The 24,327-nt window shown below is 55.2% G+C and carries 17 protein-coding genes; 16 read left to right on the top strand and 1 reads right to left on the bottom strand.

Annotated elements, in window-relative coordinates; all coding sequences use genetic code 11:
• Positions 1-26 precede the first annotated feature (26 nt).
• From JL719_RS01060 to JL719_RS00995, 14 genes are all read left to right on the top strand, one after another.
• Positions 27-1,019 carry a FecR family protein gene (locus JL719_RS01060; RefSeq protein WP_033158265.1) on the top strand — a complete coding sequence of 331 codons (993 nt, stop codon included), beginning with the start codon at positions 27-29 and terminating at the stop codon, positions 1,017-1,019.
• 177 nt (positions 1,020-1,196) lie between these two features.
• Complete coding sequence (locus JL719_RS01055; RefSeq protein ID WP_033158266.1) at positions 1,197-3,728, top strand: TonB-dependent siderophore receptor; 2,532 nt, start codon at positions 1,197-1,199, stop codon at positions 3,726-3,728.
• 39 nt (positions 3,729-3,767) lie between these two features.
• The gene (locus JL719_RS01050) at positions 3,768-4,982 is read left to right on the top strand and encodes a sialidase family protein (RefSeq protein ID WP_033158267.1); all 1,215 of its coding nucleotides are present in this window, start codon (positions 3,768-3,770) and stop codon (positions 4,980-4,982) included.
• 368 nt (positions 4,983-5,350) lie between these two features.
• The gene (locus JL719_RS01045; protein WP_033158269.1) at positions 5,351-5,872 is read left to right on the top strand and encodes an RNA polymerase sigma factor; all 522 of its coding nucleotides are present in this window, start codon (positions 5,351-5,353) and stop codon (positions 5,870-5,872) included.
• A gap of 182 nt (positions 5,873-6,054) precedes the next feature.
• Positions 6,055-7,026: a FecR family protein gene (locus tag JL719_RS01040; protein ID WP_033158270.1), complete on the top strand. Its 972-nt coding sequence runs from the start codon at positions 6,055-6,057 to the stop codon at positions 7,024-7,026.
• Positions 7,027-7,392: 366 nt separating this feature from the next.
• Positions 7,393-9,828 carry a TonB-dependent siderophore receptor gene (locus JL719_RS01035; protein WP_033158271.1) on the top strand — a complete coding sequence of 812 codons (2,436 nt, stop codon included), beginning with the start codon at positions 7,393-7,395 and terminating at the stop codon, positions 9,826-9,828.
• A gap of 251 nt (positions 9,829-10,079) precedes the next feature.
• Positions 10,080-11,303, top strand: coding sequence for a PepSY-associated TM helix domain-containing protein (locus JL719_RS01030; RefSeq protein ID WP_051670272.1), 1,224 nt, complete (start codon positions 10,080-10,082; stop codon positions 11,301-11,303).
• A 268-nt stretch (positions 11,304-11,571) separates the two neighbouring features.
• A complete protein-coding gene (locus JL719_RS01025; protein ID WP_033158272.1) occupies positions 11,572-12,078 on the top strand; it encodes an RNA polymerase sigma factor in 507 nt (168 codons plus the stop codon).
• 89 nt (positions 12,079-12,167) lie between these two features.
• Positions 12,168-13,178 carry a FecR family protein gene (locus JL719_RS01020; RefSeq protein WP_033158273.1) on the top strand — a complete coding sequence of 337 codons (1,011 nt, stop codon included), beginning with the start codon at positions 12,168-12,170 and terminating at the stop codon, positions 13,176-13,178.
• A 129-nt stretch (positions 13,179-13,307) separates the two neighbouring features.
• Entirely contained in the window at positions 13,308-15,674 is a 2,367-nt protein-coding gene (locus JL719_RS01015; RefSeq protein WP_033158274.1) for a TonB-dependent receptor domain-containing protein, read from the top strand.
• Positions 15,675-15,904: 230 nt separating this feature from the next.
• A complete protein-coding gene (locus JL719_RS01010) occupies positions 15,905-17,140 on the top strand; it encodes a PepSY-associated TM helix domain-containing protein (protein ID WP_033158275.1) in 1,236 nt (411 codons plus the stop codon).
• Between the two features lie 180 nt (positions 17,141-17,320).
• Positions 17,321-17,848 carry an RNA polymerase sigma factor gene (locus tag JL719_RS01005; protein ID WP_033158276.1) on the top strand — a complete coding sequence of 176 codons (528 nt, stop codon included), beginning with the start codon at positions 17,321-17,323 and terminating at the stop codon, positions 17,846-17,848.
• A gap of 69 nt (positions 17,849-17,917) precedes the next feature.
• Positions 17,918-18,910, top strand: coding sequence for a FecR family protein (locus JL719_RS01000; protein ID WP_033158320.1), 993 nt, complete (start codon positions 17,918-17,920; stop codon positions 18,908-18,910).
• A 259-nt stretch (positions 18,911-19,169) separates the two neighbouring features.
• Positions 19,170-21,551, top strand: coding sequence for a TonB-dependent siderophore receptor (locus JL719_RS00995; protein ID WP_033158277.1), 2,382 nt, complete (start codon positions 19,170-19,172; stop codon positions 21,549-21,551).
• Between the two features lie 70 nt (positions 21,552-21,621).
• Here the strand turns inward: JL719_RS00995 and JL719_RS00990 are convergent, their stop codons facing one another.
• Positions 21,622-22,209 (bottom strand): Uma2 family endonuclease, encoded by a 588-nt coding sequence (locus JL719_RS00990; RefSeq protein ID WP_033158278.1) that lies wholly within the window; start codon positions 22,207-22,209, stop codon positions 21,622-21,624.
• A gap of 462 nt (positions 22,210-22,671) precedes the next feature.
• Between JL719_RS00990 and JL719_RS00985 the strand changes: the two genes are divergently transcribed.
• Together JL719_RS00985 and JL719_RS00980 are read left to right on the top strand one after the other, a co-directional pair.
• Positions 22,672-23,196: a sigma-70 family RNA polymerase sigma factor gene (locus tag JL719_RS00985; protein ID WP_033158321.1), complete on the top strand. Its 525-nt coding sequence runs from the start codon at positions 22,672-22,674 to the stop codon at positions 23,194-23,196.
• Positions 23,197-23,306: 110 nt separating this feature from the next.
• Positions 23,307-24,263 (top strand): FecR family protein, encoded by a 957-nt coding sequence (locus JL719_RS00980; protein ID WP_033158279.1) that lies wholly within the window; start codon positions 23,307-23,309, stop codon positions 24,261-24,263.
• Positions 24,264-24,327: the final 64 nt, after the last annotated feature.

The following is a 24,327-nucleotide window of genomic DNA, read 5'->3' as shown; positions in this document are numbered from 1 at the left end:
CTAGCCCAGCGTCTTATAATGCAGCCATGACTGAAAACCAACCGTCCGCCGACTCTGATAAGCCTGATGCCATTAGCGAGCAGGCGATGACATGGTTTGTGAGGCTGCGTGCCGAGTCGGTAGCGGCAGACGAACGCCGGCTATTTCAAATCTGGCACCAAGCCGCCCCTGCTCACCGCGAGGCCTATGCCGAAATCGCTGCATTTTGGGAGGATGCCGATTTCCACGCCACGCTGGACGCCGCCACGCTGTCGCCACAGATTTCGCTGAATAGTAAACCAGTCAACAGCCCAAGGCGGCGTTTAGGTATCGCCCCCGGCGCCAAACCGTTGTTAGCCGCAGCCGCTTGCCTGGTCATCGCCGCGCTTATTTATCAGCCGGCATTAAGCTGCTGGCAGGCCGACTACTGCACCGCCGTCGGCGAAATAAAAACCGTACAGCTCAGCGACGGCAGCCAAGTCACTTTAAACTCCGGTACCGCGCTTAACGTTAACATGCGTAATGGCCGGCGCCATGTCCAGCTAGTCCGGGGCGAGGCATTTTTTGAGGTGCAACACGACTCTCAACATCCTTTTCAAGTGGATGGCCGCTACAGCAACACACGGGTATTGGGTACACGTTTCGTGGTTAAGGAAGACGCCGACAGCGACACGGTCAGCGTGGTGAATGGGGTGGTGGAAGTCAGCCGGGATCGGCAAAATCCGGCCACATTGAACGCCAATGACAGCGTGGAGGTCGGCGCTCGCCACCAAGGCGAAATCCGCCACCAGCCCGCCGACAACGCCACGGCATGGTTAAAAGGCAGCGTCTCGTTCGATAATGTGCCGCTCAAGAAGGTGATTGCGGAAATTGGCCGCTATCGGCGCGGTAGCCTGATAATCCGCAATCAGGTATCGCAGGACATGAAAGTCAGCGGCCGCTTTGATATTCGCGACACCGATAAAACCCTGGAGTCGTTACAACAAACCCTGCCAATCCGGATTTACCGATTTACACCGTGGCTGGTGGTGATCGCTTGAGCATCGCAAAGCTTATCGCCTAGCCAAATCGCCCGACAAAGCTAGCCGCCATTCAGCCATATCTTCTTAGCTTCAAAAAATAGTTTTACCGTCAAGCTGAGGGAAAACGCATTTCGCCCGTCTCCATTGCAACCCCAATCTTTCGGGGGATCAATTCATTCGCTAAGGGAGAATCTAATGGCATCTTATCCGTTCCGCAAAGCCCACCGCAAAGGCAAGCCGACGCAATATAATCGTTGGCCTTTGTCGCTGACAATCGCCGCTGTGCTCAGCACACCTGCCGTCATTGCCGCCGAACAAAACATCGCTTTCGACATCCCCGCACAAAGCTTAGGCGGCGCATTAAATGCCTTTGCCGACGCCGCCAACGTACAGCTTAGTTATCCGGCGGAAATGGCGGCAGGCTTGAAATCGCCCGGTGTCAGCGGCCAATTGACGGCCCAACAAGCTTTACAAAAACTGTTGGCCGGCACCGGCGTGGTAGCCGGTGCCACCGGTAACGGCACCATTACGCTGCAAAAAGCGCCGGATTCGCACAACGATGTTTCAACCTTGTCGGCGGTCACGGTGTCCGGCAATCGCACCCGCAGCAACGCCGCCGACCCTTACAGCAAGGACTATGCGGTGACAAAATCCTTTGCGTCCACTAAAACGGACACGCCATTGATGGAGAATCCCACGTCCGTGCAAGTGGTGTCACGTGCAGTGATGGACGACCAGAAAACCACCAAGGTCAAGGATGCGCTGGAAAACGTCAGCGGCGTGCGCGCTAATCCCTCGCTGGGTGGTGGCGTGGGCTTCATCGTGCGCGGCTTTCGCAACAACAACATTTACCGTAACGGCTTAATGGCCAGCGAGGCCTTCTTTGGCGACTTCGACGCCGCCAACCTTGAAAATATCGAAGTGATCAAAGGTCCGGCACAACTTTACGGCCGCACCGAACCCGGCGGCATGATCAATCTCACCACCAAACGCGGCCTGGATACGGCGTACTACTCGCTGGAACAGCAGTTCGGCAACTACGACCACTACCGGACCCAATGGGATGCCGGCGGGCCGCTGACCAGCGACAAGTCTTTGGTATATCGTTTTTCCGGCGCCTACCAAAGTAACGGTTCGTTCCGGGATTTCGTGTCGGTGGACCGGATGGTGTTCAATCCCAGCATTACATGGCGGCCCAGCGATTACACCGACGTGACGCTGGATATCGAGGGCACCGAAAAGACCGCACCGGCCGATTTCGGCATTCCATTTATCGGCAATCGCCCGGCCTCAATTCCGATCAGTCGTAACCTGGGCGATCCGAATACGCCGAACGGCGAGCAATCCGGCGTCAAAATCGGCAGCGAAATCAACCATCGCTTTAACGACGACTGGGCGATACACAACCGCTTTCTGGCCAGTCTCGCGGAAGGAGGTACTACGTTTGTCAATCCGGGGCCCGCATTTGACGCCGCAGCAGCGTTGAACCAGACTACCGGCTTGATGCAACGCAATATCTTCCGGCAAATCACCGATCAAGAACATTACGCTACCAACCTGGATCTCACCGGCAAATTTCAAACCGGCGATCTAAAACATGACATGTTGGTCGGATTCGACTTTTACCGCACATTCAACAAGTATGGCGGCGACGGCCGTTGGAAGAGCGCCGATCCGGCATTGGCGATCAACATCTACAACCCCTATCCCAGCTACGGCATTTCCCAGTCGACATTCAATAGCGGATTTGCGACTACCGGCGACACATTCGGCACCGCAGCGAATGGCGGCATCGGTAATCGCGCTTCAATCTACAACAGCTGGTACGGGGTGTATTTCCAAGATCAAATCACCTTTTGGGATAAGCTGCATATCATGGGCGGCGGCCGTTACGACTGGACCGAAACCGGCCGCGGCAACGGCTTTGATTTTGCTACCGCCGAGAGTCGTATCAACCAGTTCAAACGCGAGGACCAAGGTTTCAGCCCTAAAGTCGGCATCCTTTATGAGGCCATGGACGAACTCAGTCTTTACGGCAACTGGACCACTTCGTTCGGCGCTAACAACGCGCCAGCCGCTGATGGCCGCAGTTTTGATCCGCAGATCGGCGAGCAATTCGAAGTGGGTTTGAAAACTCAATTGTTTGACCAACGGCTATTGGCAACCTTGGCTTATTTCCATCTGGAAAAAGACAATATTCTGGTTGCCAATAATGCAACCCCCGATCCTTTCGACCGTATCGCCAACCTGCAACGCAGCCAAGGCATTGAGTTGGACGCCACCGGGTATTTGACCGACAAATTCAGTTTGATCGGCAGCTATGCGTTTACTGATGCGAGGATCATCAAGGACTACAGCGGCGGCACTCAGGGCAATCGAATGAGCAACGTGCCGGAGCATTCCGGTAGCCTGTGGCTGCGTTACGATATGAACGGCTACGCCGCCAAGGACGGTTTGAGCGCGGGTTTTGGCGGTGTTGCTGCCGGCCAACGCGAGGGAGACAATACCAACACTTTCCAAATGCCGGGCTATGTGCGGCTGGACGCTTTTTTGGCGTATAAGCAAAAAGTCGGCGGTTCCCGCATCACCGCCCAGTTCAACATCCGCAATTTGCTGGACAAGGAATATTACGAGTCCACCGACCCCGATTCCAACGTCGCGCCGGCCCTCGGCGTGTATCCCGGTGCGCCGCTGACGGCTATCGGCTCGATTCGGGTGGAATATTGAGGTAAATTGCCCACCTGTCCGCCACCGTCGAGAACCATCATGCGCCACGCCAAATTGATTACAAACACCCTTGCCGGCCTGTTGCTGTTTGCCGGCATCAGCCAATCGCTATTGGCCAAACCGCTGCCGTTCCGCGAATTGGACCTGCCGGTGGCCGGTTTCAGCCAGCAGCACCATTTGGCCAAGACCGCCGATGAGCATTTGATTGTCAGCTGGGTGGAAACCGACGCCGAAACCAGTACCGCCAAGTTTGCGATATTGGAAGAAGGGGGTTGGAGCATCCCGCTCGCCGTCGTCCAAGTGAAAGGCAAGCTGGCCGATCCGCCGGTGGTGATCGGCTTGAGCGACGGTAGCCTGGCGGCGGCCTGGATGCCTTATCGGCAAGGTGCTACTGATCGTTATGCGGCGGACATCTTACTGGCACGTTCTATCGACGGTGGCTTGAGTTGGAGTCCGGCGTTAAAACCATACGGCGACGCGGCACGAATTTATGACGCACAAATGTCTTTGGCCGCGCTTCCCGATGCACGGCTGGCGCTGGTCTGGACCGACATGCGCCACGCCAGCCACGACCCGGCGGCTGATAAAAAAACCAACCGCTATCAACTGATGGCAAGCGTCATCGACAAAAACTGGCAAGCCAGCCCGGAGATCGTGCTGGATGACGATGTCTGCTCCTGCTGCCGCAGCTATACCGACGCACAAGGCGAGCAACTGGTCACGGTCTACCGTGATCATGCCACCGGGGAAATTCGCGACATCAGCGCGGTGCGCTGGCAGGCTGGCGGCAATCCGCAAATCGCTAACGTGCATGCGGACGGCTGGGTGATCGGCGGTTGCCCCAGTAATGGGCCATCCATTGATCTGACGCCCACCGCCGGTGTGGCGGCTTGGTTCACTGCCGCCGACGGCAAAGGCCGGGTGAAATTGGCTTTCTCCACTGACCAAGGCGCGCATTTTAATTCGCCTATCGAGCTGGATGCCGACGCCAGCGGCTATACCAACGCCTTGCTGCTGGACGACGGCTCGGCCTTGGTCAGCTGGCGCGGCCGCAATGGTCCCGACGATGAGCTAAGGGTTGCGAAAGTGACCAGCAAGGGCAAAATCAGCCGGCAAACCACCGTATATCGCGGCAGCTTCCCGAAATGGCCCAGCAAATACCTGGCGCTGGCCCGCGTCGGCAAGCAAGCTTTTGTGGCCTGGACCGATCCGCTTCAGAAGAAAGTACGCCTGGTCAGTTTATCCCTCGACTAAACAAGCCCCTAAAAGAGCAGATTGACCTTGAGATATTCCGCTCGTCCCGAGCCCTTCGCCAGCATTCCCAAACGCGGGATATGACACAGTTTATCCAGTTGTTTCGCCGCGTATTGCCCGCCGACTTCTCCCAATTGCCTTTAGCGATTTTCGCCGTCCCTCAAGCCCGGCGGGCTTTCCGGACAATCTCACGCTAAAAAACCTCTCTTTTCTAAGTTTGGGTGCAAATATTGCTTGCTTATTAACCCAGCCCTTAATGTCGCTCGCCTTAGCGCTCTTAAGGTACTGAGCCAGCCCGAACGGCATACCCGCGACAAATAGGGCCGGTTTAATCAACACCCTATTTGGCCGCCTACCTAAACTATCCCATGCTTGAATTGACTGCCGCCGACATTGCCGATCTGATGCACAAGCATCGCCACGAATTGTTGCGGTTTTTATCGCAACGCATCAGCTGTACGGATACGGCGCAGGATATTTTTCAAGAAACCTTCATTCGCTATGCCGGTTACGGCGGCAAAGATAGCGTGGAAAATCCCCGCGCCTTCATTTTCCGCATCGCCGCCAATCTGGCTACCGATTATCTGCGCAGCCACAGCCGCCATACCGGCCCAGATCTGGAAGCCGCCGAAAATGACGAGGCTGAAGTAGGCGTACAATCTGCGCTATCCGCCGAACGGACTGTCATGTCGCAACAACAACTAGAGCAACTGGTCACTGCGTTGGATGATTTATCGCCCAAATGCCGAGAAGTGTTTATCTTGCTCAAACTCAAGCATTGCAGTTACGCAGAGGTGGAACAAAGGCTGGGCATATCACAAACCATGATCTTTAAATATTTGACCCAGGCCATGCGCCACTGCCGAGCGAAGGTTGGCGATCTGGATTGACCGGGTTTGTTTATCAAACCGTCGATAACAACTTCCGGAACGCCTTTGACCCTGAATCCTTCAACACCCGCAGGGCCAGCGGCATTTTGGGCCGAATTAATAGTTTTTGCCCATCGGGCCTGAGTTTACCAACAAGCGTTTTATAATCAGGACACCGAGTTGACAGCACAGCCACTTTCGATATGAACCCTTCCTTCCCGCCTTTTCCCGACGCCAGCGCCGAAGAGCAAGCCGAATACTGGCTGGCCCTGCGCGAATCGCCGTTCTACGACAGTGAGCAGGAAAAATTGTGGCTGGCCTGGCTGGCGGCCAGCCGAGAGAACCTGGAAGCCTGGCAACAAACACAGCTTTTTTTTCGGCGCGTGGAGACCTTGAATCCGGCCCAAGTTCGCCGAATCGAACGATCAGTACAAAAAGCCGGCAGAGCAGCTGCGGCCGGGGCGGGTCTATGGCGCTGGCCCATTGCCGCCTGCCTGATGCTGGCATTATGTTTGGGCTGGGCGTTTAACGCCGGCTATTTTGCCGACTTCCGCACCGGCACCGGCGAGCAGCGCCGAATTCAGCTCAGCGACGGCTCGATGGTGATTCTGAATACCGCTTCGTCGCTGTCGGTGGATTTTTCCGAACAGCAGCGGGTGATTCGATTGCACGGCGGCGAAGCCTATTTCAAAGTGGCCGCCGATGCCGCAAGACCGTTTGAGGTCGTTGCCGGCGGCGGTAGGGTTCGCGCCTTGGGCACGGCATTTGACGTCAAACAGTGGCAAGGCGACCTGGCAGTCACCGTTTACGAGCACAGTGTGCGCGTTGCGTTTGCCGACGGCGCGACCATCGAGCGCCTGCCGGAGGGTCAGCGCGTCGCGTCGCTCGACGGTAAAAGCGGCGCGCCGGAACAGGCCAATCTCAGGCAAGCCGCCGCTTGGCAGGAGCGGCGCCTGGTGTTTAAGGAAAAGCCGCTGCAACAAGTCATCGACGATCTAAACCGCTACCGTCCGGGAAAAATCGTCATCGCCGATCCCGACTTGGCCGCGCATTTGGTGACCGGCGTATTCGACGCCAACGACCCGGAAGCGGCGTTGACGGTTATCGAGACCACCTTGGCGGTTAGCGAAACCCGTCTGACCGACGCATTAATCGTTCTGCACCGCCATTATTGACCCGGCCCTATTTATCGGTGAAATGCCGTTCGCACCCTCAGGGGCATAAAGGTGAACGGCATTTTTGGGCCGGATTAATAATTTTTAGCCCCTGCCAATAAGCCCTGGATAAATTCGCCAGTACTGCCTACACGGGATTATTGACCGGGTGAATTTCATAGCTTTTACGGAGCGGCGTGGCGCCGAGCCTAGGCCCCATCCGGTCGCTGAGGGCATTGCGCTGCGCCCTCGGCCAAAAATATTTTCTCAGCCAGGTTATAAAACCCATCCCTCCCTTCGTCTTTGCTTTGGAACCCCTGCGGATACGCCGACGGAACACCTTCCCTCGCCAACCGCCGTCATCACAATCACAAGCCAGGATGCCCAATGAGTCAGCGCACAATACCGCCCTTTAACCCGTTCTGTTTAACCGTTTTTGCCGTCGCGATGAGCGCCAGCCCCTGGTGTGCGGCGGAAACTGCCATCGAGTTTGCCATCCCGGCCGCACCGTTGGCGGATGCCTTGCTGCAATTTTCCGAAACCAGCGGCATCAAGGTGTTCTTCAGCTCTCAATTGGCCGGCAACCTGCGCGGCAACGCCGTACAAGGCCGCTTTACAGCGCAACAGGCGCTGGACAAACTGTTGAGCGGAACCGGTCTGACACCACAAACCGCGACCGATGGCACCGTGACGCTGGAAAAGTCGGCAAAGCCAATCGAACCGCAATCGGCAGCCGGTACGACAACTTTGCCGAGTGTGACGGTGCTGGGCAAAACCCTGTCGGACCCTAACGATCCCTATAACTCGGACTATCACCTACCCAACGCCAGCGCCGCCACGAAAACCGATACGCCGATCATGGAATTACCGATGTCGGTACAGGTCATTCCTAAGCAGATATTGAAAGACCAACAGGCAATTCGAATCAAGGATGCGCTGAAAAATGTCAGCGGCATAAACTGGGCGACCGACCCGATGTACGAAGGCTTTCAGTTACGCGGTTTTCAGACCGATGGCACCACCACGGTTTATCGGAACGGACTGCGCATCCGGCGTGCCGTACAAGAGGTTGCCGATCTGGAACGCTTGGAAGTTCTGAAAGGTCCGGCTGCGGCGGCGTATGGTCGGATCGAGCCGGGCGGCTTGATCAACATTGTTACCAAAAAACCGTTGGATACCCCTTATTACGCATTGGAGCAGCAGTTTGGTTCGTACGATATGTTCCGTACTACAGCCGATGCAACCGGACCGATCAACCAAGACCGTTCCTTGCTTTACAGAGTCAATTTGGCCTATCAAAACAATGAATTTTTCATCGATAAAATGGATCAGGAACGGGTGTTTTTCGCGCCGTCCCTCACATGGAAGCCCAGCGACCGCACCGAAATCAATTTGAATTTGGAGTATCTCTACGATACCCGCACCAGTTATACCGGCTTGCCGGTACAGGGCAACCGTCCGGCCAATGTACCGATCAGCCGTTACTACGGTTTTGGCTCGGATAATGAAAAATCGGTATTCGACAAGTTTTTGATCGGGTTTGATTGGTCGCACCAATTCAACGACGATTGGAAAATCCAGCATCGCTTTCACTACTACAAGCTGGATTACCAAATCAACAATTCTTCATTTTTCCCAGGACCGGTCAATCCCGCGAATAATCGCACCTCGGTAAGAAATGTGACCGATAGGCCCATCGACATTACCGATACCGTCGCGACCAGTATCGATCTCACCGGCAAATTCAAACTATTTGGAACCGAGCATCGGGTATTGGCGGGATTCGATTACTTTTGGGAAGACTTTGAAGGTCAGGGGTTCTTTGGTGCGCCCGCTCCCGCCAGCCATAGGCCGGTGGTTGATATTTTTAATCCGGTCTACGGACAGGTTCCATCCGCTGCCAGCCGGGGTTTCAATAATTTCAGCACCTTAGAACAATATTGGTACGGCGCTTACTTTCAGGATCAAATCACCCTGTTTGACAAGCTGCATATCATGGGTGGCGGGCGCTACGATTGGGCAACGCGCAGCAGCGGCGCAGCCTCGACTTCCATCGCAGCTGCCAGAAACAGTGAGACTGAAGTTAAAAACGAGGCTTTCAGTCCGCGCGTGGGTGTGGTCTATCAACCCTGGCCCTGGCTATCACTGTACGGAAATTATACGGAATCGCTGGGCGGGGCGAACAGCGCGTTGGCATCAACCGGCAAACCGCTGGATGCCGAAACCGCGCAGCAGCACGAGGTTGGATTCAAAACCGAATGGTTCGATAAGCGGCTGATGACCACCGTTGCCTTTTACGAATTGACCAAACAAAACATCGCGACGCCGGACCCGGTAAATACCCGGTTTTCCGTGCAAACCGGCGAGGCCCGCAGCCGTGGTATCGAAGTAGACATATCGGGCCAGATTACCGATGGCCTGAACTTGATCGCGACTTACGCCTATACCGACGCAGTCATCACACAGGATAACAGCGGTAATCAAGGCCGCAAGCTATGGAACGTGCCGGCAAATTCGGGCAGCTTCTGGGCCAAATACGCATTTCAAGATCCCGCTTTGCGTGGCCTAAATGTTGGCGCCGGCGCGTATCTGGTTGGCGAGCGCCAAGGTAATAATTTGAATAATTGGCAAATGCCGGGCTACGTCAGAGTCGATGCCTTGCTCGGCTATTCCTGGGAGATAGGCAAGTCTAAAGTGACCGCGCAGTTGAACGTCAATAATCTGTTGGATAAGACGATTTACGAAACATCGGCATTTAACAGCTATTTGACTCAGCCGGGCGCGCCGCGCAATTTCATGGGCTCGATCCGCGTGGAGTTCTGACGCCGGATGGCTCGGTAATCCTATCAAGCCGATCATGGTGAGCCAGTTCAAACCATGATCGGCTTGGTTTCAAGGTAAAGGTATTTGGCTTGGAGAAATTCCGATTAACGCCTTGCCGGTCTAACTCGTAGCGCGTGAGGAATTTTGGCCGGGAAACGTCTTATCCAAATGAAACACATAAAAACAAGGGTTGGTGAGCTTGGATACAAAGCCCTGACTCTTCAAATTCTCAACTCAAATCTGTTACTGCGATGAATGTAACCAATCCTCAATCCGGCCTTATCGTTCGCAGCGAACCAGAGCACCATTCGCTTGCCCGCCTCAAAGCCCGCCGCCAACGTTGGCTAACCGTGCATCTTTGGTTGGGGCTGACGCTTGGCTTGTTACTGTCTATTTACGGCATCACCGGCAGCGTCTTGGTGTTTTATCCCGAGATCGACGAATCGTTGCATCCCGAGATGTTGACGGTACAACCGCCGGAACATGCCGAGTATCGGCCCCTGGCTGAAATTTTCGCGGCCGGCAAAGCTGCCATGCCACCACAAGCCAAACACAACTTCGCCACGTATCCGCGTAACGAGTTTGCGAGCTTCAAGCTGCGCTTCGCGGTGGCGGATGCCAACGGTGCGGTGGAACGCTGGGAAGTAGGCGTTGATCCTTACACCGCGAAAGTCACCGGTAAACAGCTCCAGGAACGATCCGGCGATTGGTTGCCCAACACCTTCATCGGCCTAATGTTCAAGTTGCACTATGCCTTATTGTTGCCCAAAGACATCAGCACAGTAGTGGTCGGCCTGTCCGGCATATTATTGATCATCTCCACGCTGACCGGCCTAATCGTCTGGTGGCCGCTGACCAGCAAATGGCGGCAAGCACTGGTATTTAAAGCCGGTGCCGGCAAGGTGCGCTTCAATTACGACCTGCATAAAACCAGCGGCTTTTACACCGCGTTGGTGATGATTCCGGTGCTTTTTTCCGGGGTTTACATGGTGTTGCCGCATAACGTGGTGCCGGTGCTGGAATTGTTTTCGCCGGTGACTTACCGCTACTGGTTTCATTCCACGCCATCTACGCCGGATGCGCCGACCATCGGCATGGATCAAGCCGTGGCTATTGCATTGAAACAATACCCAACAGGCCGGCCACACTGGATTTACGGCGCGCCGAATCCCAGCCAGACTTACACTGTATGCCAGGACGGCGTCGATGCACCCGACAGTATCTTGCAACGCCGCTGCACGGTAATCGACCGTTACAGCGGCAAGATTCTGGACTTGGACGATCCCAGCCTGCCGACCGCCACGGCCGGCGAAATCTTCACCCATTGGCAATGGCCGCTGCATTCCGGCCAGGCCTTCGGCATGACCGGGCGGATTTTGGTGTTTATCACCGGACTGGCCTGCCCGGTGCTATTCGTCACCGGGGTGATTCGCTGGCGGCAAAAATCCAGGACCAAGCAAGTACGGAAGGGCTGATTCCGATCCGTTATCAGGTGCCGAAACGAGTGGTCAATATTTTCGACCGACACGAGGTGCCTGAATTTGCCGCTCCGCAAGGCGTGCTTAGAAGCAGGATGCGCAATTTAAAAGTGCGTGATATGCCGCACTTTGCTCGTCGCGCTTTCGAGGGTTTTGGCATCAATCCCGCCGACTGACGGATCAAGCGCCGTACAACACTGACTTCCCAGGTTAGTGGCTTAAAAGTTGCTGCAGCGGAAGACGTTTCATTGCCGACTATGTGTTCATGGATGCAATTACCGATTCCGATTTACTGGCCAGCTTTCTGCTCTATCAGAAGGAGCTCCAGCAATTTTTGACGCATAAGGTCAATTGCGCGGAAACCGCGGCCGATTTGATTCAGGAAACCTATCTGCGCATCGCCCGCTATTCCGCCGACGGCGAGATCGTCAACCAGCGGGCGTTTGTGTTCCGCATCGCCGACAATCTGGCCCTGGACCATTTGCGCAGCCGGGCCAGACACGAGCAACGCGACGGCGGCTTGGTCGAGGAAGACCTCGTTTGCAGACAACCGCAACCGGACAGCATGCTGGAGGGGCAGCAACAAATGGAATTGTTCGAAAAACTCATCTACGAACTGCCGCCGCAATGCCGCAAGGTGTTCTTGTCGTGCCGAGTGGAAGGCAAGCGTTATTCCGAAATCGCCGCCGAGCTGGGCATATCGATACGTACCGTGGAGGCCCATATGTACAAGGCCTTGAAGCATTTGAAAGACCGCATCGATTTCCTTTGATGCGCCGTGCGTTCGTATCATGCAACTTAACCCCGTTCTAAAATCGTGGCATCATGCCTGCCTCGGCTCAACGCTTCGCGCTCCCAACCATGTCCGATAAGCTCCAATCCGCGTCTTCCGATTTGCTCTCGGACCAGGCACTCGCCTGGTTTGCCCGCTTGCAAGCGGATGACGTCAGCGACGATGTGCGCCGCCAATTTGAAATTTGGTACCACGCCGATCCTCGGCACGCCGAAGCCTACGATAAATCCCGCAAGCTATGGAGCCTGCTGCAACAGCCGGCGGAGCGGGTTCAACAACGCCTGCAAGCGGATGCCGCCCAATTTAAAACCGAGACTTTTTCCACCGGAAGGGCGCTGGGTGTGGGGCGCTTACAATCGTCGGCGAGCGGCCGAAACCTGCTGCGTTTTGCTTCAGCCTGCCTGGGGCTGTTGTTGCTGGTGGCCGGCTGGCGCTTACCGGAGCACTGGCAAAACTGGCGCAGCGATTACCATACCGCAGCCGGTCAGCAACTCAGTATCGAATTGGAAGACGGCTCTCGGCTGACTTTGAACACCGATACGGCACTGGCGGTCCGTTACAGCGACAACTTGCGGGAGATCGAATTGTTGCGCGGCGAAGCCTATTTCGAAGTCGCGCCTAATAAGCAACGGCCGTTCGTCGTCGACGGCGGTCAGGCGACCGCGCGCGCCGTCGGTACCGCCTACAGCGTTCGTAAACAAGCCGACGAGTTGCGCGTCGTTGTTAGCGAAGGCACCGTAGAAGTTGACGCCGATAGTGCTAAGGCGTTGGTGCACGCCGCCGAGCAAGCCGAATACCGGCAAGGCCGGCTGCAAGCCGTTGCTCGGCTCGACAACGACGATGCATTGGCCTGGCGACGACGCCAAACTGTGTTTCACCGCCAACCTTTGACGCAAGTATTGGAAGAAATTAACCGCTATCGCAGCGGCCGGATTGTCGCGGTCAATCCGCGGTTGGCCGAGCGGGTGGTCAACGGTGTCTTCAACAACGCCGACCCCGATGCTGTGCTGGCCGCGCTGACCACCACGCTGCAAGCCAAGGCCTTGCGGATGCCGGGCGATTGGGTGTTGTTGTATTGACGTAATAGATGGGCGCGCCTTGCGCCGTTAGCCAACGAATATAAAAATATTTTTCTCGGCACTAAGGGTAAGCCCGAACCCGCGTCGTCTTTGTCGGTAACACCTGCCATCGACAAAGGAGATAGACGCATGAAATACCCCGCACACACTTGCCGTGCCCCACTCTACGTAGCACTTGCTGCCGGCCTATTGACGCCTACTGTTATCCTGTCTGCCGAGCAAACCGCGCAAACCTTTGATATTCGCTCCCAAGCGCTGTCCTCCGCGCTGATCCGGTTTTCCGCACTCACCGGCTTGCAAGTGCTGTATGAAGGCGACATTGCCGAGCGCATCACCGCGCCGGAATTAATCGGCCGTTATACGCCGGAACAGGCTCTGCGGAACTTGCTGCGCGGCTCCGGGCTGCAGTACCGGTTCAGCAACGGCAATACCGTCACCTTGGAAAAGGCGGCGGCGGTGGAACCGCAGTCCGCCGCCGGTACGACAACCTTGCCGACGATGACGGTGACGGGTAAAGCCTTAGCAAGCGAAAGCCCAAGCCTGACTACGCCATCGCTCCAAGAATCGCAAATCAAACTGAATCGCGTGGCGGGCGGTACGTCGGTGATCGACGGCAAGCGGATCGAAGAAGGCGCGCCCTTGTCGGTCAGCGATGCCTTGGCGACGGCGCCGGGCGTTTATGTGGGCGACATTAGTGCCGGCGCGACCGGTGGATCGCGCATCTCCATCCGCGGTTCGGACGGCAATTCCGATATTTCGCCGATTCGCGGAATAAAATTTCTGCGCAACGGCATGCCGTTTACTCACGCCAACGGGACGTTCGATGTCGAGGCGCTCAATCTTTATGCTATCGAGCATATCGAAGTCTATCGCGGTGCCAATGCCTTGGAATACGGCGGCAGCAATTTGGGCGGCGCCATCAACTACATCACGCCGACCGGGTATACCGCCAATGGGTTGAAAATCGGCATCGTCGGCGGCACCAACGATTATTACCGACCTTATTTCAGCGGCGGTAAAGCGTTTGAAAACGGATTGGATGTTTTCGGCACGTTTTCCTACGTCAATACCGATACGACCCGGGAAAACAATCATCAAGAGCAGTTTTTAGGCCATGGCAATGTCGGCTACCGCTGGAACGAAAATCACGAAACCCGTTTGTATTTCGATGCGCAAAACCATAATTTCTTGTGGCCGGCAACGCTGAGCAAGCGACAAATCGACCAAAATCCCCAGCAAAACCCCAACGATTGGTCCTTACCTAACAGCTTTTCATCTTACCGCTTCGATCTAAAGCATTCGGTAAAATTGCATGGCGGCGATCGACTCGATGTCGGCACTTATTACTCGATCAATAACTATCGTTACGACTATACCGATAGCGGCAATCACGACCAGTGGCAGGATGTCGGCTTTAACTGGCGGCATGAGATCAACGGCCAGTTATTGGGTTTAAATAACCGGGTAGTTTGGGGCGGTCTGACCCAATGGCAATTTATCAACGATAAAAACTACGGCATCGTCGGCAGACAGCTTGGGCCGTTGTTGACGGCGGAGCGTGACCGCTGGCTGAATGTCGAAGCGTTTATGGAAGATCAATTGAGTTTGACCGACAGGTTTACCTTGATTGCCGGCATTCAATTGAATTATCGCGATGTGAATTACGAACGGTACGAAGGTTATGTGGCTAGTGCCGCCAGACCCAGCAACCAAGCCAATCAAGATTTCTTCACGGCTAACCCCAAGCTGGGCTTTACTTGGCAAGCCACCGACGAAGCACAGATTTACGGCAATGTCAGCCGTAGCGCTGAACCGCCAAAAATGGCCGATCTTGCCAACATTTATCTCCAACCCAAACGAAATCTGCAAACTGCCAGCACCGTGGAAATTGGCACGCGCGGGCAAGCCCAGCGCTTGAAATGGGACTTGGCTTTTTATCAGTCCTGGGTTAACAACGAGTACTTGATTGTTTCCAATCCCAGAAATCCAACGGCCTTTTCCTCCACCAACGCCGATAGCACGACCTTGCATCGTGGTGTCGAACTCGGCTTGGAAACCACTTTACCGCTAAATCTGGCGGCGTCGGGCGATAACTTACGGCTCAGCGGCAACTACACCTGGAATGACTTTACGTTTGACAGCGACCCCGCGCTTCGCAATAACCGCTTGCCCGGCATTCCCGAACACAATGCTTTCGTCGAAGCGCTGTACCAGCATCCCAGCGGCTTTTACATCGGCCCCAATGCCCGCATCGTCAGTTCCAATTATGCGGACTTCGCCAACACCCTGGCCGCCAAACCTTATGCGCTGTTGGGCGCACGCATGGGTTGGGATGACGGCAAACATTGGAAGTTGTTCGTCGATGGCCGAAATTTGACCGACGAGCATTATGCGTCGTCGGTGTGGGTTCTAGGCAATGCGAATGGTGCCGATTTGGACCAGTTCAATCCCGGCGCGACCCGCTCGGTATTCGGTGGCGTGGAATACCGGTTTTAAGCACTGGCGGGTTGTCAATTAGTAGGCCTAAACGTGCCGGGGCATACCGCTCCGGCCCGAAATGACGGTGGGAATGGCACTTAGTTCCCGCCAAACCCGGTCGATACGATGCGGATTTCCTACGCCTAAACGTCTTATGCAAGAAAGGCAGCCAGCGCTTGATCCGGACAAGAGCAGTATCTGGTTCCCTGGCTTCTTTTTCGAATATTGACGATAACCGTACTCCCATCATGAACAGTAATCTCTATCAACCTGACACGCTTATCCAATCCAAGCCGCAAAACCGAGAGTTGTCTCGCCTGAAAGCCCGCCGCCAACGCTGGCTGACCGTTCATTTATGGTTGGGTCTGACGCTGGGTTTGCTCCTGTCGATTTACGGCATCACCGGCAGCATCCTGGTGTTTCATGCCGAAATCGACGAATGGTTGCATCCCGAGATGTTGACGGTGCAGCCACTGGCGCATGCCGAATATCGACCCTTGGCGGAAATTTTCGCAGCCGGCAAGCAGGCGATGCCGCCAGCCGCGAAGCATACCTTCGCCACTTATCCGCGCAACGAATTCGCGGCCTTCAAACTGCGGTACGCGGTTGCTGGTGCTGACGGCTCGCTGGAAAACTGGGAAGTTGCCGTTGACCCGTATACGACTAATATCACGGGTAAGCAACTCAAGAGGCGCTCCAGCAACTGGCTGCCCAGCACTTTTATCGGCTTGATGTTTGAATTGCATTTCGCCTTGTTGATTCCGGGAGAACTCAGCGAGCCGATAGTCGGTATGTCCGCCGCGTTATTAATTATTTCGACCTTGACCGGCCTGGTCGTCTGGTGGCCGTTGACCGGACATTGGCGCAACGCCTTGACCTTTAAAGCCAAGGCCGGCAAGGTGCGCTTCAATTACGATCTGCATAAAACCAGCGGATTTTACACCGCCTTGGTGATGGTGCCGGTGCTGTTCTCAGGGATTTACATGGTGCTGCCGCATAACGTGGTGCCGGTGCTGGAACTGTTCTCGCCGGTGACTTACCGCTACTGGTTTCAATCCAAACCGCCTTATCCAAATGCACCGGCCATCGGCATGGACGAGGCGGTGGCGATTGCCTTTAAGCAGTATCCGCAAGGCCGTCCGCACTGGATTTATGGGGCTGCGGAACCGACTAAAACCTATACGGTGTGCCAGGACGGCGTCGATGCGCCAGGCAGCATTTTGCAGCGCCGCTGCACGGTGATCGACCGTTACAGCGGCAAGATTCTGGACCTGGACGACCCCAGCCTGCCGACTGCTACCGCCTGTGAAATCTTCACCCACTGGCAATGGCCCTTGCACTCCGGCCAGGCCTTCGGCATGACCGGGCGGATTTTGGTGTTTATCACCGGTCTGGCCTGTCCGGTTCTATTCGTCACCGGCGTGATCCGCTGGCGGCAAAAGCGTAGAGCCGGCCAAAATAACCGCAAAAATTTTGCCGTGTGATATGCCGCGACTTTTTCAAAAACTGCGGCATATCACACAGCGCTCAATCAGTGGGTATAACCAAGCACCGACGCAAGCTAGCGTAGCGGTCGGCGCAAACCGCTACCTCAGATCGTTTTCAGCGTCATGGCCTGAACATTGCTGGTTTCGCGCCAGCTGTCCCTCCGCAAACAATCGCCAATGCCCAAAGACCTTTCCGGATTTCTGCACACGCTGTTTCTGCAACACGCGCACGAAATCGGCAGCTTTTTACGCGGCCGTTGGCCGCGAGAGCCCGATGTAAGCGACATTGTGCAGGAGACTTTTCTGCGCTTATCGCAATATCCCGATCCGCAAACCATTCAAAACCCCCGGGCGTTTTTATTTCAGACCGCCGCCAATCTAACGGTTGACCGGCATCGCCGCCGCGCAACGCGCGCACGCTTCGATGAAGCCGACGCAGACATCGAGCATGTTGCCGACCAAAGCCTTTCGCCCGAGCATTATTGGCAAACTCATCAGCAATTGGAGAAATTCTCCAGCTGGTTGGACGAACTGCCGGAATTGCGCCGCCACGCCTTTGTGTTATACCGCATAGAAGGCTGTTCCCATGCCGAAATCGCCAAGCGCCTGGGCATTTCGGTACGTTGCTCCGAGCGTTACGTGATGCTGGCAATGCAGCACATCAGCGCCAAGCTCAGCGAAGAACCGGAGCACGCTTGGCGGTAATTGCCGTCTAGCCCGTCTATGCCTATGTCCGGTAAACTGCTGCCCCACTCAATTGAACAGAAGACCAGCGTGACCAGCATTCAATCTTGCAGCCAAGCGACCCGCGAGCAAGCGATAAGCTGGTTGCTGCGTCTGCGCGATGCGCCCGGCAACCCGCAAATCCGCCAGGAATTTGCTGATTGGCTGGCAGCCGATCCACTGCATGGGCAGGCTTACCAACAGGTTGAAGCGCAATGGGCCTGGATGGAACCCTTCAAACAACAGGCCTTCCTGGCGCGCAACCAGGCCTTGCGTTACCGGCCGCCTACTCGCAAGCCGGTTTGGCTGCGTTGGGCAAGCTATAGCGCTGCCGCGATTGTCTTGCTGGGCGTCGGCCTGGCGTTATTCTCGCCGCAAGGTTGGTACGGATTCCCCCATAGCTATGGCACCGGCAAGGGCCAAAGACAGACCGTGACGCTAGCAGACGGCTCCAGCCTGGAACTCAACACCGACACCGAGGTGCGAGTGCATTTCAACCGTCGTCAGCGCCATGTCGATCTGGTGCGCGGCGAGGCTTTTTTTAACGTGACTCACGATGCCGAAAGGCCATTCACCGTGCATGTTGGCAATGTCAGCGTGCGCGACATCGGTACGGCATTCGATGTCTACAAACAATCCGACCGGGTCAGCGTCGCTGTGCAGGACGGTTTGGTGGAAATGACCGGCCAAGGCAGCAGCCGCGAATTGCACGCCGGTCAGCAGTTGGCGTATAGCCATGACCAGCGCTTCGTCGAAGCCTTGCAATCCGACATCGCCACCGTAACCGCCTGGCGGCAGGGCCAGCTGATTTTTCGCGGCCGGCCTCTTGGCGAAGCGCTGGCGGAAATCGGCCGTTATCACGACGTACAAATCCGCCTGCCCGATCCTAAACTGGCCGAACTGCGCGTCAACGGCAGCTTCCGCACCGAGCAACTGGACAATATGCTGAACGCGGTTGCCATGTTATTGCCGGTCAAAGTCAAACATGTCGGCGAGCGCGAAATCGTGCTGGAAGCGGCATCATCGCGCAGGGCGAATGATTGACTCGGGGTTTGAAAACTGTTCGCCTTTATGCAGCTTGGCTACATACCCGTTTAAGACGTGACCCAACGGGCGTTGACAACACCAGCCCCGAGCACAGCCAAAGCGCCTAGCCCAAACGGGAATAGCTGCCATACCTAAGGCCGACTCAATCATTCGCCCTTAACGCCGGTCGTCACAAAATAAACTATCGTTTTGCTGGCGGCTTTTTTGATCGACTGCGTCTATGCCCATGACACCTTAACCAATGGAGACATGGAGCATGACATTGACGATAAAACGCCTGGCGACCGCAATCGCGCTGATCTCGGCGCAAGCCTACGCCGAGGACGACAAACGCCATTTCGATATTCCCGCCCAAAGTTTGGCCTCCGCGCTTCAACAACTGGCAAATCAATCCGGCAGAGCGATGCTGTATGCCGAACAATCCGCCGCCGGCAAGACCAGCCCGGCGCTGCGAGGCGAATTTAGCGTCGAGGAAGCGGTCCGTCAGTTAATAAACGGCAGCGGCTTGACTTATAGTATTGGCGCAGATGGTACTGTGACGTTGAAACCAGCATCCTCCGGCAGCGATGCGACAACGTTAGGCGCTGTGTTAGTCAAAGGCACGAGTGACCCGAGCGATCCTTACAACAAGGATTACTCAGTCTCCAACGCCGTGACCGGGACCAAAACCGATACGCCGCTGTTCGATACCCCGATTTCAGTACAAGTGCTACCCAAAGCCGTCATCGACGACCAGCAAGCCATCGGTCTGGAAAACGCCCTGAAAAACGTCAGCGGCGTTGCGAAAGGCTGGGGCTTCGGCAACGACAAAGACGAAAATCTCTATATTCGCGGTTTCGCCAACACCAATAATATTTATCGTGACGGCGTTTTAACTCCCAACACGCCTATTTCACTGGCTAACGCCGAACGCATTGAGGTGCTTAAAGGGCCTTCGGCCATGTTGTACGGCCGCGCCCAACCGGGCGGTCTGGTCAATATCGTCACCAAACGGCCCCGTACCGATGCTTATTATTCGCTTCAACAGCAATTTGGTTCCTTCGATACTTACCGCACCCTGCTGGATGCCACCAATAAAATCACCGCAGACGGTGCATTGGCCTATCGTCTGAATTACGAGCATTTGGACAGCGCGACGTTTAGGGACAATCATCCGGTCACCCGCGACTTTGTAGCGCCCAGCCTAAGCTGGAACATTACCGACCATACCCGGCTGGATCTGGATTTTATGTATCAGAACGTTAAAGACGTCGCCGATTCCGGCATCCCTTACAGCTTGCAGCAGTCGGGAGCAATCCCCGGCAAAATTCCATTTCACTTTTCCGGCAACGAACCGACCGACTTTGCCGACAAAGAGGCTTATACCGGCGGCTTAACCCTGACCCACGAGTTTAATCAAGACTGGAAAGTGCGGGCAAAATATTCAACCCATAACCAAACGTTTTTAACCGCGCAGACTTCTTCGAATGAAAATACCGATCTTTTGGGAAATTTGGCTAGAGGGTTTATCAAAACCAGCGACGATTTTCAAAATCACTATGGCACCGTGGATATAACCGGTCACTTCGAGACGGGAGCGTTGAAACATGCTGTTTTGCTGGGTGCGGATTACTACCATTCCAAAAACAGAAATCTGTTTAGCGCTTATGCGACCGCTCCCCATATCAATATCTTCAACCCGCAATACGGATATACCGAGTTGCTGGACCTGCCGCTAGGAGGACAGAACGATACTGTCAATGAGTGGTACGGCATTTACGTTCAAGACCAAATTTCGTTATGGAATCAATGGCATTTATTGCTGGGCGGACGCTTCGATAATGCCATGCACAGCAATTACGATGCGCAAGGCGTTTCCACTAATCACACCGACGACGACAACTTTAGTCCGCGCATAGGCTTGTTGTACCAACCCGTGCCGTGGCTGGGTGCTTACGTCAATTACGTTAATGGCTTCAACGCCTTTAATGCCGGACGGCCTATCGACGGTTCCGCCTTCGCCCCGGAAAAATCCAAGGAAATGGAGTTTGGCTTGAAAGGCGAATGGTTGGATGGACAATTGCGCGCCAATCTGGCGTTCTTCGAATTGACCAAAAGCAATATCAAATCGCAACTGCCGGCCCCTAACAACAGCTTTTACGCCACAATCGGCGCGGCACGCAGTCGAGGCATCGAGTTCGACTTGCAAGGGCAGTTGACCGATTACTGGAACATCATTGGCACTTATACCTACATCGGCGCAGTTGTCACCAGCGGCAACGAGTCTCCGTTCAGCGGCGTGGGCAAAGCCGGCAATCGCCTGGAGAATATCCCCAGAAATACCGCCAGTTTATGGTCCACCTATGATTTTTCAGGTCTGGGGGCACAGGGCTTCAGCGCCGGGGCAGGTGTATACGTGGTTGACAAGCGCTCAGGGGATGTCGATAACAGCTTCGAAATACCCGGCTATACCCGCGTCGATACGATGTTGAAGTACCAGCACAAAGCCGGACCTTCCCGTATAACCTGGCAATTCAACATAGAAAATCTTTTGAATAAGGAATACATCGCATCCAGCAACGGTTACGGTAATTTTATTTACCAAACCATGCCTGGTGCGCCCCGGACTTTCTTGGGCTCGGTAAAGGTGGAGTTTTAGTCACATAGGCCGGGTTACGCTCTATCGCGCTAACCCGACTTACGTTTATGACGCCCACACCGACGACGGATCAACCCTTTTCTTGCCTGAATTCGTTCATATCACGGTTATCGACTCGGTCGTAAATGTCTTCCACGTTTAAGGTCAAACCTATGGATTCGAAAGTCACCGCATCGCCCAAAAAATAATATTCCGACAGCCAGTGCTTGTTCCGGCGCAACACCTGCACCGAAACGATGTCCTGTTCTATCAACACATACTCCTGCAAGGACGGCAAATTGATGTAGCGCAGCAGTTTGGTGGTGGTGTCGGTTTTGCGGGTCGAGCGCGACAGTACTTCGACGATGATGACCGGCGAAGTGGAAAAAACATCGTCGCCGGCCATTTTGCTGCAATCCACCAGTACATCGGGATAAACGTAATCCTTACCCATCCGCACTTTAATGTCGGCCATGAACGTTGCACAGGGCGTGCCTTTCAAATGGTTTCGGAACTCGCCCAAAATATTGGCCGAGATACAGTTGTGGTTATAGCCGGCCCCGGCCATCGCATAAATCCGGCCGTCGATATATTCGCGCTTAACGTCGGAATGGATCTCCGTGGTCAGATACTCCTCTTCGCTCAGATAAAAACTGTCTTGCTCTTGCTGTAACGCCATGACTCGCTCCCAACTATGCTTGCGTTGCTTGAAGATATTGTTAGGGACCTGGCCTGGGAATACAAGGGGGAATTCTCGACTAACGGCAGCAGGATTGCTCAGGTTTGAGCATGCCGCGCTCGGCAATTGCCCCTGAAATTGATAATGCGGAAAAAGCCTGTGTGATTTGGCGTATCTAAAAGCCATTTTGCGTGATCTAACGCACCCGGTTCCACAAAAACTCCCGCCGCCCAAACACAAGCAACCACCGTTACGGGTAACTCAAGCTACTGTTTGCAAACGGTTTAATCGCAGCCAAAACCTGTCTATCGATTTGAATCCGGCCGGATGGAATGTTTTTTGCGAGGTATTCCGTTCGATCAACCCCACCAAACCGGAATTGGTCCGGCTGCCATGCCGTTAAGTCCAGCCCAGCTTGGTAGTTTGCCTAACCGTTATCTTTTTCGTCACCGAGTCTTGTTAGTGCCAAAATCCAAACCATCGCTGTTTGATCGGCTATTTCAGCGGCATAGCCAGGAACTCCGGGTGTTTGCCGGCCTGCGTAGCGGCAATGAGTTTGCCGACGATTTGGTACAGGAAGCGTATTTGCGGCTGATGCAGCACCCCGAACCGGAGTCAATCGATAATGCCAGAGCCTTTCTATATCGAACGATCGCCAATCTCAGCGTCGATCAACATCGCCGGCAAAACGTCCGCGACCGTTTTCATGCCGAAATCAACGGCGACGACCAGGTACTGCATGCCATACCGACTCCCGAGCCATTACCGGAAGATAAATTAGCCTCGCAGCAGGAGTTGCATGCCTTAAACAGCATTTTGCAGGAATTGCCGGAGGCAACCCGCAACGTTTTCGTGCTTTACCGGCTGGAAGGATTGTCACACAAGGAAATTGGCCGGCGACTGGGCGTTTCCGAACGTAATTCCGTGCGTTTGCTCGGGATCGCCGCGCAACACGTTCTGCTGCGCTTTGCTTCGTTGGATGACTAAGCGCATGGGCGGGGCAGCGGTTTTTCTCACCGCTTCATTTGCCGGATTTTAAATGTTGGGCGGCTACGTGATAATGCTCGGCAAGCGCAACCTAATGTCCTCTGTTTAACATGCCCAACATCCAGACCTCAACCGTTTTGCAGCAACAAGCCATAGAGTGGATTCTGCGGCTGGATTCGGCTACCTGCACGCCTGCAGATCGCCAGGCCTTCGCAGAGTGGCTGGCGCTAGGCGAAGACCGGCGACGCATTTATCAGCAGTTGGCCAGCCGTTGGAACAAACTGGATCGCTATAAGGGCCGGGATTTTCCGGTGCGTCGGCAAGCGCTGAGCTACCGGGCACCTCACAAGCGAACGCGCCGCCTTAGCACGCTGGCGTTAGCCGCTTCGCTGCTATTGGGCTTGGGCATAGCGACTTTTTCCGAGTACGGCTGGTACGGCTACCCTCGCCACTATGCAACCGAGCGCGGCAGCCGCCAAACCGTACACCTGGCCGACGGCTCGCGTTTGGAACTGAGCGGCGATACCGAGCTGACTCTGCGAGTCAACCGTTGGCGGCGCTCGGTTGAATTGATTAAGGGCGAGGCATTTTTTAGTGTGGCCCACAACCCGCAACAGCCGTTTGAGGTGCAGGCCGGCCATGGCAGTATCGTTGATATTGGCACCGAGTTTGACGTGCGCTTGCAAAATCGGCAGGTCGCTGTCGCGGTGCTGGAAGGCGCGGTAAAGATTGTGACGAGCGGCAGCCGGGAAATCAGCGCCAATCAAGTACTCGCTTACGATCAGCGCGGCGACTTTCTGGAAAGCCAAGACAAACCGGCCACTATCACAGCCTGGCTACGCGGCCAACTGGTGTTCGAAAACCGGCGGCTGGATGAGGTATTAAGCGAACTGGAACGCTTTCACGACACGCGCTTGACCCTGGCCGACCCGAGCCTGGCCAAGCTAAGGGTCAGCGGCACCTTCCATATCGGTAATCTCGACGGCGCGCTGAATGTGATCGCGATGACGCTGCCGGTCAATATTCAGCGGCCTTCGCCGGGACAGGTAATATTGGCCGGACGCTGAGGCCGCCAAGACCGCACAGCGCGTCTTCCCCTCCAATAATTTTTGGCGTCTTTTTCGGCTTGGT

It is taken from the genome of Methylomonas sp. LW13 (assembly GCF_016865255.1).
Classification (GTDB): domain Bacteria; phylum Pseudomonadota; class Gammaproteobacteria; order Methylococcales; family Methylomonadaceae; genus Methylomonas.
Note: the sequence above shows the minus strand (reverse complement) of the source record. Positions and strands in the feature narration are given on the sequence as shown.